General features: G+C 41.3%; 18 protein-coding genes and 2 pseudogenes. 7 read left to right on the top strand and 13 right to left on the bottom strand.

Annotated features, from left to right (window positions below):
• Together ACM0OR_RS09105 and ACM0OR_RS09100 are read right to left on the bottom strand one after the other, a co-directional pair.
• Positions 1 to 307: pseudogene (locus ACM0OR_RS09105) on the bottom strand (hypothetical protein); the annotation flags it as partial.
• A 564-nt stretch (positions 308 to 871) separates the two neighbouring features.
• Positions 872 to 1,300 (bottom strand): hypothetical protein, encoded by a 429-nt coding sequence (locus tag ACM0OR_RS09100; RefSeq protein ID WP_414575967.1) that lies wholly within the window; start codon positions 1,298 to 1,300, stop codon positions 872 to 874.
• Positions 1,301 to 2,027: 727 nt separating this feature from the next.
• Here ACM0OR_RS09100 and ACM0OR_RS09095 point away from each other — a divergent pair.
• The gene (locus ACM0OR_RS09095) at positions 2,028 to 2,903 is read left to right on the top strand and encodes a lipid kinase (protein ID WP_414575966.1); all 876 of its coding nucleotides are present in this window, start codon (positions 2,028 to 2,030) and stop codon (positions 2,901 to 2,903) included.
• A gap of 325 nt (positions 2,904 to 3,228) precedes the next feature.
• Here ACM0OR_RS09095 and ACM0OR_RS09090 read toward each other — a convergent pair.
• The 10 genes and pseudogenes from ACM0OR_RS09090 to ACM0OR_RS09045 all read right to left on the bottom strand — a co-directional run.
• Positions 3,229 to 3,450 (bottom strand): annotated as a pseudogene (locus tag ACM0OR_RS09090) (IS4 family transposase); the annotation flags it as partial.
• Between the two features lie 177 nt (positions 3,451 to 3,627).
• Positions 3,628 to 4,269 (bottom strand): Holliday junction branch migration protein RuvA, encoded by a 642-nt coding sequence (gene ruvA / locus ACM0OR_RS09085; RefSeq protein WP_414575965.1) that lies wholly within the window; start codon positions 4,267 to 4,269, stop codon positions 3,628 to 3,630.
• Complete coding sequence (locus ACM0OR_RS09080) at positions 4,269 to 5,015, bottom strand: sucrose-phosphate phosphatase (RefSeq protein WP_414575973.1); 747 nt, start codon at positions 5,013 to 5,015, stop codon at positions 4,269 to 4,271. Before ACM0OR_RS09080 ends, ruvA begins: the two co-directional genes overlap by 1 nt.
• Positions 5,016 to 5,445: 430 nt before the next feature.
• Positions 5,446 to 5,850, bottom strand: a complete 405-nt coding sequence (locus ACM0OR_RS09075) for a ChuX/HutX family heme-like substrate-binding protein (protein WP_414575964.1) — start codon at positions 5,848 to 5,850, stop codon at positions 5,446 to 5,448.
• A gap of 64 nt (positions 5,851 to 5,914) precedes the next feature.
• On the bottom strand, positions 5,915 to 6,868 hold the full coding sequence (locus tag ACM0OR_RS09070; RefSeq protein WP_414575963.1) for a PhoH family protein: 954 nt from the start codon (positions 6,866 to 6,868) through the stop codon (positions 5,915 to 5,917).
• Positions 6,869 to 7,165: 297 nt separating this feature from the next.
• Positions 7,166 to 7,588: a KH domain-containing protein gene (locus ACM0OR_RS09065; protein ID WP_190700995.1), complete on the bottom strand. Its 423-nt coding sequence runs from the start codon at positions 7,586 to 7,588 to the stop codon at positions 7,166 to 7,168.
• On the bottom strand, positions 7,551 to 7,811 hold the full coding sequence (rpsP, locus tag ACM0OR_RS09060; protein ID WP_190701267.1) for a 30S ribosomal protein S16: 261 nt from the start codon (positions 7,809 to 7,811) through the stop codon (positions 7,551 to 7,553). The genes ACM0OR_RS09065 and rpsP overlap by 38 nt, the downstream gene beginning before the upstream one ends.
• 240 nt (positions 7,812 to 8,051) lie before the next feature.
• Positions 8,052 to 9,524 (bottom strand): signal recognition particle protein, encoded by a 1,473-nt coding sequence (gene ffh / locus ACM0OR_RS09055; protein WP_414575962.1) that lies wholly within the window; start codon positions 9,522 to 9,524, stop codon positions 8,052 to 8,054.
• Positions 9,525 to 9,721: 197 nt separating this feature from the next.
• Complete coding sequence (locus ACM0OR_RS09050; RefSeq protein WP_414575961.1) at positions 9,722 to 11,107, bottom strand: aminopeptidase P family protein; 1,386 nt, start codon at positions 11,105 to 11,107, stop codon at positions 9,722 to 9,724.
• 21 nt (positions 11,108 to 11,128) lie between these two features.
• A complete protein-coding gene (locus tag ACM0OR_RS09045; RefSeq protein ID WP_414575960.1) occupies positions 11,129 to 11,380 on the bottom strand; it encodes a hypothetical protein in 252 nt (83 codons plus the stop codon).
• Between the two features lie 360 nt (positions 11,381 to 11,740).
• Between ACM0OR_RS09045 and ACM0OR_RS09040 the strand changes: the two genes are divergently transcribed.
• The 3 genes from ACM0OR_RS09040 to ACM0OR_RS09030 all read left to right on the top strand — a co-directional run bounded on the left by ACM0OR_RS09040 (position 11,741) and on the right by ACM0OR_RS09030 (position 13,974).
• The gene (locus ACM0OR_RS09040; RefSeq protein ID WP_414575959.1) at positions 11,741 to 12,538 is read left to right on the top strand and encodes a PhzF family phenazine biosynthesis protein; all 798 of its coding nucleotides are present in this window, start codon (positions 11,741 to 11,743) and stop codon (positions 12,536 to 12,538) included.
• 274 nt (positions 12,539 to 12,812) lie between these two features.
• Positions 12,813 to 13,265, top strand: coding sequence for a DUF4332 domain-containing protein (locus ACM0OR_RS09035; protein ID WP_414575958.1), 453 nt, complete (start codon positions 12,813 to 12,815; stop codon positions 13,263 to 13,265).
• Between the two features lie 232 nt (positions 13,266 to 13,497).
• Positions 13,498 to 13,974 (top strand): hydrogenase maturation protease, encoded by a 477-nt coding sequence (locus ACM0OR_RS09030; RefSeq protein WP_414575957.1) that lies wholly within the window; start codon positions 13,498 to 13,500, stop codon positions 13,972 to 13,974.
• 191 nt (positions 13,975 to 14,165) lie between these two features.
• On the opposite strand, the gene ACM0OR_RS09025 is transcribed toward ACM0OR_RS09030, so the two are convergent.
• A complete protein-coding gene (locus tag ACM0OR_RS09025; protein ID WP_414575956.1) occupies positions 14,166 to 14,813 on the bottom strand; it encodes a Uma2 family endonuclease in 648 nt (215 codons plus the stop codon).
• 173 nt (positions 14,814 to 14,986) lie between these two features.
• Here ACM0OR_RS09025 and ACM0OR_RS09020 point away from each other — a divergent pair, with 173 nt between their 5' ends.
• From ACM0OR_RS09020 to ACM0OR_RS09010, 3 genes are all read left to right on the top strand, one after another.
• Positions 14,987 to 16,030, top strand: a complete 1,044-nt coding sequence (locus tag ACM0OR_RS09020) for a 1-acyl-sn-glycerol-3-phosphate acyltransferase (RefSeq protein ID WP_414575955.1) — start codon at positions 14,987 to 14,989, stop codon at positions 16,028 to 16,030.
• 98 nt (positions 16,031 to 16,128) lie between these two features.
• A complete protein-coding gene (locus ACM0OR_RS09015; protein WP_190701020.1) occupies positions 16,129 to 16,365 on the top strand; it encodes a DNA-directed RNA polymerase subunit omega in 237 nt (78 codons plus the stop codon).
• A 106-nt stretch (positions 16,366 to 16,471) separates the two neighbouring features.
• On the top strand, positions 16,472 to 16,975 hold the full coding sequence (locus ACM0OR_RS09010) for a hypothetical protein (RefSeq protein WP_414575954.1): 504 nt from the start codon (positions 16,472 to 16,474) through the stop codon (positions 16,973 to 16,975).

The following is a 16,975-nucleotide window of genomic DNA, read 5'->3' as shown; positions in this document are numbered from 1 at the left end:
CCACCTTTTTTGGTTGGAAACTCGCTCTGGGTCTACTTGTGTGTACACCGTAGCCAGCTAGAGGGGAAGGGTTACCACCGTTGGTAACACCGTCATAGTCGATAGAAGTGTTGTAATTTGGAGCTAAATCAGGGTGATTGTATTCAACACCACCCCCTTCAAAAACACCAACTGTAACACCTCGTCCTGTATAGTCATCCCAAACATCAACCACGTTGAGATCAAGACCACGAAGACCAGTGTATTGATCGTAGTTGTAGAGATACCATTGATACTGAAATAAGGGATCAGAAGGAATAGTAGTCATAAGTTTGTCTCTTTAATTGTGAAAATGTTTTGATATTGAAAAGTTAGTCTGATGATCTAGAGATGCTGAATTCTTAATAGCTAATAATTCATTAGCTATTAGTGGCAAATTGCAACCTTCTTAAATTCACAGAATAAAGGAAGTATAAAAATTAGTCATTCAGTTAAATGCTGTCTGAGATGCAAGATTTGGTATTTATCTATGCACCATCATGTATGTAAGATTGCAGAAAACTGTATTGCAATTGATCTCAATCTATGTAAAGTTGCAATTGGCAGCAGTTTCCATGACTACATTTGTCGTAAGATTACGGCGTTACTTATGCGTACAAACTTAAATAATTCAAGTACAAAACTTCCGAAATATAATAAATAAAACTATGATTAATTAATATTATTTCAAGTGCTGGTGGCTCTTAGGACTATTCCTGGGCTTCACTTTTACTAACAAACCTCAGTTTTTGGACAATATTTTCCACAATTTGGGAGTAAACGATTAATACATCGAGTATTATTACTTAAATTGAGCCTAAAATGTCACAATTACAAGCAATTAATTCAAATACTACTCAACATAAATTGCGATGGCACTACCATTTTCCACTTCTCCTATACATCCCATACTATCAGCACTAGAACTACAAGTTAGAGATACATTCCATTGACGAGTAATAGAATTACCAGTTTGCCATGCCATTTGGCGAATGTAAAAATAGTTACCATCAGCGACATTAGCTAGTTGAGTAGGAGTAAGGATCAGAATTAAGCAATCGCGGGTTGAGCATAGCTTAATATTGGCACTAGCATCATTGAAAGCCCCAACGACTGTATAGTCGCAACGATATCTTTCACCTGCGATCGCAATATTACAACTTGATGGGTAAAGAGTTTTGTAGTATCTAAAATCAACAGGTCTTTCCGCTAATGCAGAATTAGCGTTGAGGCTTAATATCCCAACAGATGTCAACAAAGAAGCTACCATTTTTTTCAACATGATTTTTCTCCTCATGAAAATTTATTGGCTTTATGTTAGAACTGACAAAAATGTTGCTGCTCAACTTTGAGCGATACAAAACAGATTAAAAAAATTACAAGAATTATTCCTTCACCATTTATGCTGACTATAATGCAAGCTTCATCACTGATAATTGCTCAATCTTGTAGTTAAATTTGCAGAAAACTGTATTGCAATTCAATTCCTGCAATGATATGGGCTTGAGAAACCTAGCTTTTTTAATAATTATGTAAGTAATAATGCAGAAACCTGCATAATATAGTGATGTACAAAAAAAACTAGATTTTTTGTTACCTAATATGCTTAGTTAAAGCGCATAAATTAGAAATATGAAACAGGGAAATAAATTAAGAGTAATTTATAAGTGAGTCCTTGTATAAACAATAGATTTTTGTTTATGGATAATCTTAGCTCTGATACAAAATTAATTGATATTTGATACTATCCCTATTGAAACTTCAGAGTTCCAATTTTTCTAAGAACCGGGATAGTCAATTTGCAATATAAAATTTCTACTCCCTCTAATTTTTATATTCCATACTCAAGCATGAACCCAGTTATAGATAATCGCGTTAAGCTAGATTATGCCGCTACTATTGTCACCATGTTTTTGGTAATTTAAACCACCAAAAAATGCAGAATGCCAGTAAAAGTGAGCTGATACCTGTGGATAAGTTCGATATATTACCTTTAAAGAAAACTCCCCATGAGTTCCCGCGCATTACTATTAGTAAATCGTCATGCTCGCCAGGGACAAAAACGTCTCTTGGAAGCAATTAATTACCTGCAAACATTGGGCTGGGAATTAATTGAAGAATCTACAGAAAACCCCAAACATTTGGCTCACATCATACACAAATATAAAAATCATGTAGATTTAGTTATCGTCGGTGGTGGTGATGGTACTCTTAATGCCGTAGTAGATGCTTTAGTAGAGACTCAGTTACCTTTGGGAATATTACCTTTAGGAACTGCCAATGATTTAGCGAAGACTTTAGGTATTTCTAACTCTCTACCAGAAGCTTGTAAAACAATAGCCTCTGGAGAATTACGACGCATTGATTTAGGATGGGTCAATGGTAAACACTTTTTTAATGTTGCCAGCTTAGGATTGGGTGTAAAAATTACCCAAAAACTGACCAAAGAATTTAAACGACGCTGGGGAATTTTGGCGTATGCAGTTACAGCATTACAGGTAATTTGGGAATCTCGACCTTTTAGCGCAGAAATTCGGGTGCAAGATAGATGCTTTCGAGTCAAAACAGTGCAAATTGCTGTAGGTAATGGTCGTTATTACGGTGGTGGTATGGCTGTAGTTCACGATGCTAAAATTGACGACCAAAGATTAGACCTTTATAGTTTAGAAATTAAACATTGGTGGCAAATGATTCCTTTGCTACCTGCTATGCGAAACGGGAGACATATTCATCGGCAAAATGTCCGCGCCTTGTCTGGACAAGAAATAGAAGTTTATACACATAAACCACGTCCGATTAATACCGATGGAGAAATTACTACATACACCCCGGCTAAGTTCCGTGTTATTCCTAAAGCTGTAGCTGTTTTCGTTCCGCCAGTTTAGGGAGTGGGGGAAATAAATTCAAAATTAAATAACTATTGACCATTGGTGACAAGTTAAGGCTGACAGTCTTTTGCCAAGAGGCTTTTAGAGAATTATGGAAAAACCTGTTCTTAAACTAGGTAATAAATCTTTAAATACTTTCTCGAATAACTCATTGGGAAATGTCAAAAATCGTTGTGATACTGCTTGTTGACTAACTTTTGTGGCAATACCTCTCGGTTAAGCTTATTTATTGCCAAAATTAGTGGAGGGTAACATGGCTAAAAACCTGAGAACTTCGTGAGTAAAATCATTTTAAGTTTTCTAACCGAGAAGTATTGACTTTTGTGGGATTACACCACAGAAAATCGTCTCTAGCTAATATCCTTGTCAGTTCCCTGACTCCGGCTACGTCTCTCCATAATAAGGTTAGTACCGCAGCCATCATCAATGGTAAATGCAGTATCCTTTCTCTGAGTCCTAATTTTCGATAGTAATTTTCTTGATTTGTAATCGCTGGTGTCAGTAATCTTTCCAATTGCTCGGCTATTACTTCATCTTCCACCATTGATCGCTATTTCTTTTTTGCGTGGTCTCTATTGGTTTTTTGCTTGGTTTTTTTGCTGGTGGTCATGGCTGGTCTCAATCGCTCAATTACTTGTCTAGATTGAGTTTCCCACTATTGTTAACCTCTGCAAATACTAACCTTGACAATTTCCCCTTTTCCTTAACTTGTCACCAATGACTATTGACTAACTTGCTCACTACTGCTGAGGTGAGCGATCGCTTGTCTAATCCAATCTTCTACATAGGCATCTTTTGGTAATCCAATATCTTCACTGACTACGTGTAAGGCGTGGCTGACTTCGTGGGCTGTGTATCCTAGGGCAAATAAAGTCATTTGCACTTCTTCTAGAATACGGGGGGCTGGCCCTTCGGTGGCGACGAAGAAGCCTGCTGATTTGCGCCACTCGATTAATTTAGCTTTCAGTTCCAAACAAATGCGTTCAGCGATTTTTTTACCCACACCAGGGGCTTGAATGAGTATTTGGGTGTTAGCAGCAATGATGGCTTGGACTAAATCTGGTAATTCCAGAGTATCTAACAATGCGATCGCTGAAGCTGCACCTACACCACTCACAGTTAATAAGTGGCGAAATAAATCTCGTTCTGCTGGGGACGCAAAACCGTACAGTAAAGGTACTTCTTCCCGAACTTGGTAATGTGTGAAGATTTGCACTAAATCGCCAGTTGTGGGTAGTTGTTTGGCTAACCGTTGGGGAACTTGCAAGTCATAACCCATCCCGTTGACTTCGAGAGTCAAAATCACTTTATTGCTGTTTTGGTTTTGGATACCGGCGACTATACCTTTGAGATAACTAATCATTATAGGAAACCAAAATACTGTAAACCTTCAAGAATTCCACCTGCACAAGTATCTTGTGCTAGGTAACGATGGTCTGCGGGATAATCGCTGTGCCATTCCAGTAACTCTGGCCGGGCGTTCCCAACTATGATTCCCCGTTCGTTGCCTACGGCAAATAAAGCAATATCATTACCTGAATCACCACAGACAACTGTTTGTTCTGCTGCAAATTTCCACTTTCGACGTAGAAACTGCATTGCCTGACCTTTATCGCTGCTACGCGGCACAATGTCAAGGTCAATACCGCTACTATAAATTAACTTTACATTTACTTCATATTTCTCTAACTCTGACTCAAGTAGTGGTATCACATTAGCGGACACTTCTTGCTGGAGGAAAAAGCTAATTTTAAAGGGACGCTGTTCTGAGTCTGGTTGTGGTACTAACTCAGTAATTTTTTCGGTAATCGATAATACTAGTTCTCGATTCCAACCGACGGAGAGAATTTCTGACCAAGCTGCATCAGGAGTACCACTACCATCCAGATAAATCTCTGTACCCACGGATACAACTAAGCCATCCGGTTCTACAAGATTTTTTTCTTCTTGAAGTTCCTTGTACAAAACAGGCGATCGCCCAGTAGCATAAACTATCTTTGTCCCATATTCTCGGCGATGCTCCGTCAGCATTTGAGTCAGTTGTACAAGGGCTGAGTCATTACCTACAAATGTGTGATCCAAGTCGGTGACAAACAGAAATGGTTTCATTGCTTTCATGATGATTTACTCCAAGTGATATGGTTGCCAAAATACTGAAAAATTTCGTATTCGTTAAGAATATTCGTAAGTTTGGAAGCCACGGCCTTAGAAGGGCCTCCTGGCTTGGGACGAGTGGCTTTTTAAAGTAAGGAAACCCAACACCAATATCTATATCAGGTTGCTGAGATCCGTGTTGGGTTTGTCTGCACGCTACGCGAACGCAAAGCCTCAACCCAAACTACTAGCGGGTCTAGTCTAATTTGTGGGGTTAAGTAATCAATGACCATGATGAATTTTTGGTTTTTCACCGGATTAACCCAATATTTTAAGCTTGCCGCGCTACATACGACTAAAGCAATATTTTAGCCTTGCCCGCTTCTTATGGCGTGACAAGGCTAAAATATTGCTTTAAATTTTTGAGAAAATACGATAGAAAATGCTATAGAGTTTCGATAGGTAAAGGATTCCACACTTCCCCATACTTTTCTTTTAAACTTTGCCAAGCTTCCACTTGTCCTGGTTCATATTCTCCTGGTTTACCCCATTGTAAAAATGCACTCAAAGTAGGTTCTTGCTTTTCATCTAAAAATCGAATGGTGTAAGTTGTAAAATTGCCTCTTTTTGCTGTACCCGTTTCAAACTTTACTTGGGTAATTTTGTCCATATTCAAATGAAATTCAAAGCCTTCAGTGTGCAGATTAGCATATTTACCTTTTGGTAATTCTGCATAAAATAGCTTTTCTATTTTTCCTCTTGCTTCTAACACAGCCGCACTGCTAGTAACAATTAACCGCAGTGTTCCCAATTTTTCACAAGCTTCTAAAAATTCTCTCAAAGTAGTCATAAATGAATCTTTATCCTTGGTTTATTTGCAGTTTTACTAATGACTAATAACCAATAAATATTGCCTATTTATCATGTTGTTCGTAAGCCGAGACAATACGCTGTACTAAAGGATGACGCACGACATCTTTTTGGGTAAATTCCGAAAAAGCGATACCTTCAACGTGCTTTAAAATTTGCAAAGCCACTGTTAAACCAGATTGTTGATTCATCGGTAAATCAGTTTGTGTGGTGTCGCCTGTAATCACCATCCGCGAACGAAAACCCAAACGAGTTAAAACCATTTTCATTTGGGCTGGGGTGGTATTTTGGGCTTCATCTACAATCACAAAAGCATGGTTTAAAGTCCGTCCCCGCATATAAGCTAGTGGAGCAACTTCAATGATTCCCCGTTCTATCAAATTAGCTACTTTTTCTTGATCGATGAATTCATAGATAGCATCATAAAGAGGACGGAGATAGGGGTTAATTTTCTGCTGCAAGTCTCCAGGTAAAAATCCCAGGCGTTCGCCAGCTTCTACCGCCGGACGGGTTAAGATGAGTTTTTCTACTTGGTTAGACAAGAGTGCTTGCACTGCAATGACAACAGCCAAGTATGTCTTACCTGTTCCAGCCGGCCCCGTGCAGAAGGTGAGGTCATGCTTTCGTATATATTCGATGTACTGGCGTTGTTTAAAGGTTTTGGCGCGAACTTCATCACCCCGACGAGTTTTTGCTAGGATATCTCGCTGTAATTCTTGCAATTCTCCTTGGCGGTGGGTATCTAGGGCTTGGCGGGCTGTTAAAATATCGGCACTGGAAATATTATTGCCCTGAACCCAGATATTTTCTAGCGATCGCACTAATTGAGCAGCCAGGTCTTTTTGTGTGTCCGTACCAGAAATATGTAGTTCTTGTCCACGCAATACAAAGTTAGCTCCTGTGTGCCGGGATAAGATTTTCAGATTTTCTTCTCTATCACCAGCTATGGCGATCGCACTCGGAATATTAGGCAGCTGAATTATTAAGGCATCTGCCATAGTTATTTTTTAATGGTGTGAGGGGCAATTTTTAACAACAATTAATTAATTTCCTGAGTTTTTTTATTCTCTCAAGATTATTTTTATCGTAAATTCAAGGGTTTAAGACCCCCTACATCTTATGTAGCATCAGTTTCAGACGGAGTTTAAATCCCCATCTGTTCGCGTAGCGTGCCGTAGGCAAAATGTCTTTAATGCAAGAATTTTGAATTTTGAATTTTAACTCCTTCCCAGATTTTTGGGAAGTTTCTGAGCGGAAGTAACTCCGACCGCTCAGGCTTCTGATTTATTTTTAACTTAGCGGGTGCGGGGTTTCACAACAGGTCTTGATAAGTTCTGTTGTTCTCGTGTTCGAGGAGTAGGCGATCGCTCTTGCTGGTCTTCTTCAAAAGACATCCCTTCCCGTCCTGGAGTGGTGTTGCCGTAGATATCCAGGTAAACTGATTGTTCAGACAGTCCTGCCGCAGCCGCAATTACTGTCCGAATGGCCTGAATATTCCGTCCACCTCGGCCAAAGACTTTCCCTTTGTCGGTACTGTCAAAGGCGATGCGAATCCAAACCCGCTTGAGGGCTTGAGAAATTTCACAATCAACACTTAGAGACTCTGGAGATTCTAAAAATGGCTGCATCAAAAACTTTACTAGCCCAACGTAGTTAGGGCTAGCTGTCGCTGCTGTGGGATTATGATTCGGTTGTAACACTGACCTGTTCAAAGACATTGGCTTTTTTTAAGATGCTACGGACGGTGTCAGTGGGTTGTGCGCCTTGTTGTAATCGCTTGATGATGCCGGGAACATTCAATCGGACTTCATCGGTTCTGGGGTTGTAGAATCCCAGTTCTTCTAAAGGACGACCATCGCGGCGAGAGAGATTATTCATAGCGACAATGCGGTAGCTCGCTTCCCGCTTTTTACCGTATCGCTTCAAGCGCAATTTGATCATGGTTGAAGAATTATTCTCCTGTTTGTGGATAATTTCAGGAAGCACCTATTTTGAATTCAGAACTTCCTAATACTGAAATGCTAATTTTAGCACTTGCCCAAGGTTTACCGCTATGAATCTAGAGAGAAAATTGGGGCATGGGGATATAAAGAGTGCTGAGTGCTGAGTGCTGAGAAATTCTACCTTGCCCCCTGCTCTCTGCTCCCTGCTCTTCTGTCACCTGTCACCTGCTCGCCTCCTTTACAAATTCCCAAACCCTTTTTTCTTCTTATCTTTGGGTTTTTTCTTCTTAGTACCAGCACCGCTATTGTAACCCCGCCAACCGGGAGCGGAGGGGCGATCGGTCATACCTCCACCACCACCAAACATTCCTGGCATTCCTGGCATTCCTGGCATTCCCGGCATTCCGGGGAAGCGACCTTGACCCATTTGTTGCATGAGCGATCGCATTTTTTGGAAATCGGCTACCAGTTTACTTACATCTGATTCTCTGTAGCCTGAACCACCAGCAATCCGTCGCCGTCTGCTGGGAGAACTGGCCAATAAATCAGGGTCGCGGCGTTCTTGGATGGTCATGGAGTTAATCATGGCTTCACAGCGTTTTAGCTGGGTTTCACCATGTTTGAGCTGATCATCTGAAAGTTTGCCCATCCCTGGAATCATCTTCATGATCCCACCCAGAGATCCCATGTTCTTTAACAGGCGCAGTTGCTTAACGAAATCTGTAAAGTCAAATTTTGCTGACAGGATTTTCTCCTGCATTTGTTCAGCATCAGCCAAATCAATTTCTTCCTGGGCTTTTTCTACCAAGGTGAGAACGTCACCCATACCGAGAATCCGTGAGGCCATGCGGTCTGGGTAAAAAGGCTGTAGGGCTTCGACTTTTTCACCCACACCCACAAATTTAATTGGCGCGCCGGAAATTTGCCGCACTGACAAAGCTGCACCGCCACGGCTATCACCATCCATCTTGGTGAGAATTGCCCCAGTAATGCCGATTTGGTCATGGAAGGTGCGGGTTAGGTTAGCGGCTTCTTGACCCGTCATCGCATCCACTACTAACAGAGTTTCATGGGGTTGAACGGTGGCTTTGATGCGGGCTAATTCCGCCATCATGTCTTGGTCAATTTGCAGACGACCAGCCGTATCGATAATTACTGTGTTCACGCCTTCAGCCTTGGCGCGTTCAACACCTTGGCGGGCAATCTCTACGGGGTCTGCATCACTTCCCAGTTCAAAAACTGGTACACCAATTTGTTTACCAAGGGTGATTAACTGGTCGATAGCGGCGGGACGATATACGTCTGTCGCTACTAACAAACAACTGCGTTCTAATTTTCTTAAATGTAGAGCTAACTTAGCTGTGGCTGTGGTTTTACCAGTACCTTGTAAACCAGCCATCAAAACTACAGTCGGCTGCTGTTCAACTTCTGCTAGGGGGACATTTTCTTCCCCCATCACCTGCACTAGCTCATCGTAAACAATTTTGATGAACTGCTGGTCAGGTCGCACACCGCTAATAACTTCCGACCCCTGCGCCTTGGCTTCAACTTCGCTAATAAAATCTTTGACTACTTGGAGGTTGACATCTGCTTCCAACAGGGCGCGGCGCACTTCCCGCAAAGCATCTTGAATATTAGATTCAGAAATTTTATCTTGTCCGCGCAGTTTCTTCCAGGCGGATTCTAAACGGTCAGCTAATGCGTCAAACATATCTTAGTTACAGTTATTGAGCCAATGGGGATGTCCGAATCACTGATCAGTGCGATTCAGGAATTTTTAATTTTTAATGTGCTATTTACCAGCTTAGTAGTTTTTTCCCCGACTTGGAATGGGAGATTGGGGACAAATCAAGTCAAAAGTCAAAAGTCAAAATTAAATAACTAGAGACTGGGGAGAATAACTAATAACTATTGACTATTGACTAAATCTTCTACAGCATTGGCTTGAGTTGGTAACTCAAGCGTTAAAACTTCGCTACCATCATCTGTAACTAAAACATCATCTTCAATGCGGATTCCTCGTACATCGGCAAATTGTGATAAACGTTCCCAATTAACGATATGCTGGTATTTTGCGCGATTTTTGGCATCATTTAAAATGGCTGGGACTTGATAAAATCCAGGTTCAATGGTGACTAACATACCTGGATAAAGGGGACGATTTAAACGTAGGTAGCCTAAGCCAAAGCGATCGCTCCTCTCTCTTCCTGCTTCATACCCGGCTAAATCCCCCAAATCTTCCATATCATGAACATCTAAACCCAGTAAATGCCCGATACCGTGGGGAAAAAACAGCGCATGGGCATCCATATCTACTAAATCTTGAGGATTCCCCTGTAAAATACCTAAATTCACCAAACCTTCGGCGATGACTGTGGCTGCTAAAAGATGAATGTCCCGATACTCTACACCAGGGCTAATTGTAGCGATACAAGCATCATGAGCCGCCAACACAATATCATAAACGTCCCGTTGCGTAGGTGAAAACTTACCCGAAACAGGCCAAGTCCTTGTGATATCAGCAGCCCAACCCATTTGAGTTTCCGCACCGACATCAGCTAAGAGTAAATCACCTGGTTGCAAAAGGTGGTGATATGCTTCGTTATGCAATACTTCGCCCTGAACAGTAACAATACTGTTGTAGGAGGTAGTCATATTGTGGGCAATGATTACCCCTTCCATTGCGGCGCGGACTGATGCTTCGAGTGTGGCTTCGGGTGTGGCTATCATCCCGGCTTTGTGTGCCTCAACACTTACAGCAGCAGCTTTGCGTAACTCAATTAATGCGCCTGCATCGTGGGTGAGACGTAAAGTTGCGATCGCCTTTGCCAATTCTAAGTCTAATCCCTCAAGGTCAGAGGGTGAAGATATTTGTCTTTGCAGAATTTTTGACTGTACCAAGGTAGTCCGATAATTCTGCACGGGAATTGATGCCGCATCTTTACCCCGATGCTTCAATTCCGACATCGTTCTGGCAACATCCGCACCAATTTGCGCGGCGATTTCCTCCCGTTTGGGCATTTCTCCATGCCAGAGTGCGCTACTAGGTTCGGGATTATCCATGAACAATTCTAGCTTCCCAGCTTCTAGACGAATCGCTGCATTGGGTAAAGGCAAACCAGCAAAATATAGGAAATGACTGCTAGCACGAAATGGAAAGGCATTGGCTGGAAAGTTGCGTGGGTTGCTGTGACCTGACCAGAGAATTACCGGAAAATCAATCAAACTGGCTAGTCGTTGCCGTCGATGCAGTAGAGTCTCAGCCAGGGAACTAGAACTGTTGTGGATTACCATAAATCAAAACTCAAACAACCTCTAGTTTCTATCTTCTTGTTTGGTATTTTCATCTTGCTCATCAGCCTCATCTTGCTCATCACCCTCATCTTCCTCTTGATCTGTCTCGGTTGGTGATGGTTCAGACTCTATAGTTGGTCGTTCTATTTGAGGTGGAGATGCTTGTTGATTAATATCGCAACTAACTAAACCGAATACAACTAACCCCATAGAAATAGTAGCAAAGATATTTTTGAAGATTTTTATTCCCCAGTTTTCTGCTTGATTGAACATAGTTTAATCGTTCCTAAATACTACCCATTGAACTTTTGCTTTACTTTTAAACGCAGAGGGGAGGCAGCGCGTTGCGTGTGTCCTCCGTTGTAGCGACTGCCATTGCGCGACGGTTCATGCAGAGGCATTTGTGTTGTATTTTGAAAAAGTTGGAATACTCTGCCTTTTTTACCTTGTTCGTCCTCAAATTCTCTAGATTCTTCTTCTAGTTTTCCCTAGGCGATCGCTTTAATGTATGTACTCAAACACATAATTAAACACACTATTTTCCTATCACCTATCACCTGTCCCCTGCCCCCTGTCACCTGTTCCCTGTCCCCTGTTCCCTGTCCCCTGTCCCCTCCCTTCACCTAACTACTTATGAGACAAATCATTACCCAGGTTGATGCGTTTACCGATAAACCCTTTGCAGGCAATCCCGCCGCCGTCTGTGTTTTAGCTACTCCCCAAGCTGACGAGTGGATGCAGAATGTAGCCCAGGAGATGAATTTATCTGAGACGGCTTTTTTACTGAAGCAGGATGATGGTTTTAATCTGCGCTGGTTTACACCTACAGTAGAAGTGCCGCTTTGTGGTCATGCAACCTTAGCTAGTAGTCATGTGCTGTGGTCTGAGGGGCATTTATCACCAGATGAAACCGCACGTTTCTACACTAAAAGCGGTTTACTCATTGCCAAACGAAAAGATGAGTGGATTGAGTTAGATTTCCCGGTGACTCACTCACAAGCAACTATTGCACCGCCAGAACTCAGTGAGGCTTTAGGAGTAGCGTTAAAATCAGTTGTACAGAATTACTTGGGTTACTTGGTAGAAGTAGCATCTGAAGATTTGGTGCGGCAAATGCAGCCGAATTTTCAGCAAATGAAAAGCTTGCCTATGGCTAATGTGATTGTGACTAGTCAGGCAAACTCTGATTCCCAGTACGATTTCGTGTCTCGTTTTTTTGCGCCAGGCTTAGGGATTAACGAAGATCCCGTAACAGGTGCAGCCCATTGTTGCTTGGCTTCATTTTGGCGCGATCGCCTCAACAAAGATCAATTCTTAGCATATCAAGCATCAAGTCGCGGTGGAGTAGTAAAAGTGAGTTATGGGGGAGGCGACCGCGTCTTGCTATCAGGTCAAGCTATTAGAGTCTTACGGGGAGAGTTAATTAGTTAATTAATGTGATGTGATGTGCAACTTATTTCATAATCCCCTCTCCATAGCTTGCTTCCCGCAGGGTACCTCTCCCCTGCAAGGAGGCTTTGATTCCTGCTCCCCTTCCCTGTCTCCGACACGCTGCGCGAATGTAGGGAAGGGTTTGGGGGTTAGGTTTGAGACAAAGTTGAACACGGCGTTAATTAGTCATAATTCATTAGTTTTTCTCTTCTATTCCCCCATTTCTTCATGAAAAAGTCAAAATATTAAAGGCAACTCATGTTGATCAATAAAAATGTCTGCTAAACAAACAGGTACTAAAAACCGCAGTCCGATGCAATATTCTGACTGGCCGATTGAACAGTTGCCGGGATTGAGTCAAGAAGAACAATCCCAACTACAAAACTGTGGAATTAAAACTACAGTTGGGCTAGTAAAACAGGGCAAAACTCTACAAGATAAGGTAGCTCTGGCGAAGAAATTACAGGTTAACCTTCAATATGTAAATAAATGGGTGGCTTTGGCTGATTTAGCCAGAATTCCTAGCGTAGGAACGCAGTATTGTGGTTTATTACTACACTCAGGTGTTGCTTCTGTGGCACAGTTAGCGCAGACTCCAACTCACAGATTACACAAACAGATTTTACGCTTGCAGGTGGCAACCATGCAGCGACGGGATTTGTGTCCAGCAATTGAGCAAGTTCAACAATGGAGTCAGCAAGCGAGAATAGTTTTGAGTAATGAGTAATGAGTAATGAGTAATGAGTGGTGAGTAAGTAATGAGTGGTGAGTGATGAGTGCTGTTAGGCTTTATGTTTCAATCATCCCTGGATAGCAGTTAACTCCTATCCTCACAACTTCCTCAATTTTTTTAGCTAATGTTTCAAATGGAACTACTAAAGCTGAAGATACTGATTAAATTTACAGTTTTATGAAGTGTGCTGAGTAGGTCAATTGTTTACATCATAGAACTAAAAATTATGAAAAACTCTGTAATGGTGATTGGTTATGGTAACGACTTAAGAAGTGATGACGGTATTGGACAACGGATAGCAAATGAGATTGCTTCTTGGCATTTATCGTCTGTGGAATCCCTGGCAATTCACCAACTTACACCGGATTTATCTACTGCTTTAGCCAGCACTGATTTAGCAATATTTGTTGATGCTTGTTTACCTGTGAATGGTTGGGATGTCCAAGTGCGATCGCTCTCACCGGCTTGTGATATTGATAAAAGCGTTCATACGGGTGATCCGCGATCACTGTTGGCTTTAACTCAAACCCTTTACGGTCATTGTCCGACTGCTTGGTTGGTAACAATACCGGGCATGAATTTTGAAATTGGCGATCGCCTCTCCCGCGTTGGCGAAATTGGTAAAGCAGTTGCTTTGGTGAAAATCATTCAAATCTTGGACAAGGTAAAAAATTATTGGGTTGACGTTAGAATATCCGCTTAGACAACCCCATCTTTAAGAATGTGTATCTTTTTAATCTCTGTACTTTAAAAAAAACTTGAATTTTCGGTTTGAGAAACTAAGTCTCAGTTAAAGTTGAGCCAAAAAAAACAAAGTAAAAGGCAAAAAGCAGAGGATATTTTACCAACTCAGCACTTTTCATAAATTCCGGTTTAGCAATTTGATTCACCCCTTCAGGAAATTTGTATCTGCTCTCTTACCCAAATCCGAAAATTCTTGAGCGTGGTATTTCTCCCAATGATTTTACTTTGATTAAGATATTGTGTCATGACATCTATTAAAGGCAATTGGGGGAAATTCAAGCTGTTTTGAGATTCTATATAAATGTCATCATGTAAAATATTAATTTGTAACTTACCGTTTTCAAAACGCCAAAGTTCTGGCACTTTTAGCGATTGATAAATATAGGTATGGTTGCGAGAAGTAATATCAATTTCTAAGGCTAAATCTGGAGGAGGATCTACTGTTAAATCTAGTCGCTTTTTACCACGTATTTTAGATTCATTGGTGATATAAAAACACTGATCAGGTTCTATCCCTTGAGCCATGAATTGATTCTTGAAGGTAGTAGAACCTAAGCATCTAAACTCAATGCCTAACTCCTCTAAAAGTGCTTTGACTAAATCGCTGATAATTTCTTTATTATCTTCATATTCTGGCAATGGAGACATAATTTCTAATATTCCCCTATCATAAGCAATACGGGCTGCGCGGTGTTCGCCTAAATCTTCAAGAATTGTTTCTAATTCTTGCCAGGTTACATCTCGCAGCAATACTTTTTGTCCAGGTGGAATATAGATGCGCTTTAATTCTAATAACATCTTTGCCACTCTCAGAAACTTAACTCTAAATTAGCTCATTTGACTGATTTTGTTTATGTAATATTGTGATGCTAATGTAGTAATTTTTACGTCTAGAGTCAGATACACAGGATGAATTGATCAGGTTAGGATATTGACTAAATTAAAAATGTCATTTTATCTACTCAGTAGTTGTGATTAATCAAAATGCTGAAAGTCTGGGATATTCCCAACAAGCAACTGCATCTCAGCAACCATATCAATTTAAGTGGTTTGACTGGTTTTGTTTGTGGTATCCGCCCGGTTGGCTGATTTTATTTAATCGTCACTGGCAACATTATCACGCAGATCCTGATGGTTGGTATTGGCTAGAATATTTACTATTTTTAATTCCTGGGGGATTTTATCTAGCATTGTTGAGTCGGTGGTTGCGCTTAGGTTGTCGTTCACCCAGAACAGAAATTACAGACTTTAATCCTCACTATCAACAGGCATTTCGGGAAGAAATTTTAGCTTTTATTGTGAGATATTATTTCCGGGGGGAATTGCAGCAAATTGAGAATTTGCCATCTACTGGTTCGACGATTGTAGTGATGAATCATGCAGGGATGTGTTTTCCCTGGGACTTTATTTGCTTGGGTTATTTATTAGGTGAAGCACGAGGTTGGACAGTACAACCTTTAGCGGGAGTATCATTATTTGATCATCCTTGGGTTGTCTGGTGGCTACCTCCTAAATGGTCACAGGTTTTGGGTGCTGTGCGGGCAGAGTTAGGTGATTTTGAACAGGCTATTTCCCAAGGTAAAATTTTGCTATATGCCCCCGAAGGTTTACGCGGCCCCCTGAAAGGTTGGGGTAAACGCTATCAACTGCAAAAGTTTGATGTGAGTTTTTTACAGTTGAGCGATCGCTATCATATTCCGATTCTACCCGTCGTTTGCGTCGGTAGTGAATTGTTACATCCTTGGACTGTTAATATCAAAAAATTACAAAGACTATTTAAATTACCGTTCTTGCCCATCTCACCTTTGATGTTGGTACTAATGATCTTTCCCTCAATGGGCGTTTGGGCTATGAGAAGTCGGTTACGTTATTTTATTCAGTCTGTGGACACAGTAGACGCGATCGCACATCTTAATCATAATTCTAGTAAAGCACGTAAAGCCGTGTATCAACGCACTAACCAAGTTCGTGAACAGTTACAGAAGCAAATCAATCGATTATGCGAAAGGGTATAAGGGCGTAGTGGAAAGAAAAGAAAGAAAAGAGGGATTAACAGGATACACCATCTTGTTCGGTACTGCTAAACTAAGTATGTCCCCAAGAACCAATTACTATGCTCAAGCGTTCTAAGTTCGAGACAACACAGTCTCAGATTATGCACCGTTCCGAGGAACTAATTAGTGCAGCTTCCAATCGCTACCGCATTACGGTTCAAGTGGCAAATCGTGCCAAGCGTCGGCGTTATGAAGAATTTGAAAATGCCGAAGATGCCATGATGAAACCTGTGCTAAGGGCAATTATTGAAATGTCCGATGAACTGACACAACCAGAAATCATTGGCGAACTGTGAAATTAATGCTGAGGTGGAAGTGCTGTTAGCGTAGCGGTGCGTCAGCCTGTGCAGAGTTAAAGACAAAACTATTTGCTTTGTGCTTTCACCTCAGATATTCACTACTATGAACAAGCAAAAAATTTTTTCTAATTCTCAGTTTATATTTGTGCGACTTAAATTAATTGCGATCGCTATCTTAACTGCCAGTGTAATATTATTAACTTCAGGAATAAGTATATTGCACATTGCCCCAGCACAAGCCCAAAGAATTAGTCCTAGTGATGTGTGGCAGGTAGTCTATGAAAAATTGCCTGATTTGCCCAAAGAAAACCAATATATCAGCAAAGAATCAGGGAAAGTGGCAGAAAATAGCACCCTAGCTAGCCGCTTGATTAGATATCACATTTACATCAAAGAACGCGCCCCCAATTATCGCCTAGATTGGAAGCTCACCTTAGCTGATTACCTGGATGCCAACGAAACCATGTATGAAACCACCTACCCAGGTAATGATACCTTAAGGCAGAACCCCTTAGAAGGCGATCGCACCACTATTAAAAGCCTCACCCGCCCCCAAAGAGATGCCCTAGTTCAAATCCTCACCAACATCTTTAACCCCAATCCCTAA

This window comes from Anabaena sp. CCY 9402-a, from assembly GCF_963920945.1.
Taxonomy (GTDB): domain Bacteria; phylum Cyanobacteriota; class Cyanobacteriia; order Cyanobacteriales; family Nostocaceae; genus Trichormus; species Trichormus minutissimus.
Note: the sequence above shows the minus strand (reverse complement) of the source record. Positions and strands in the feature narration are given on the sequence as shown.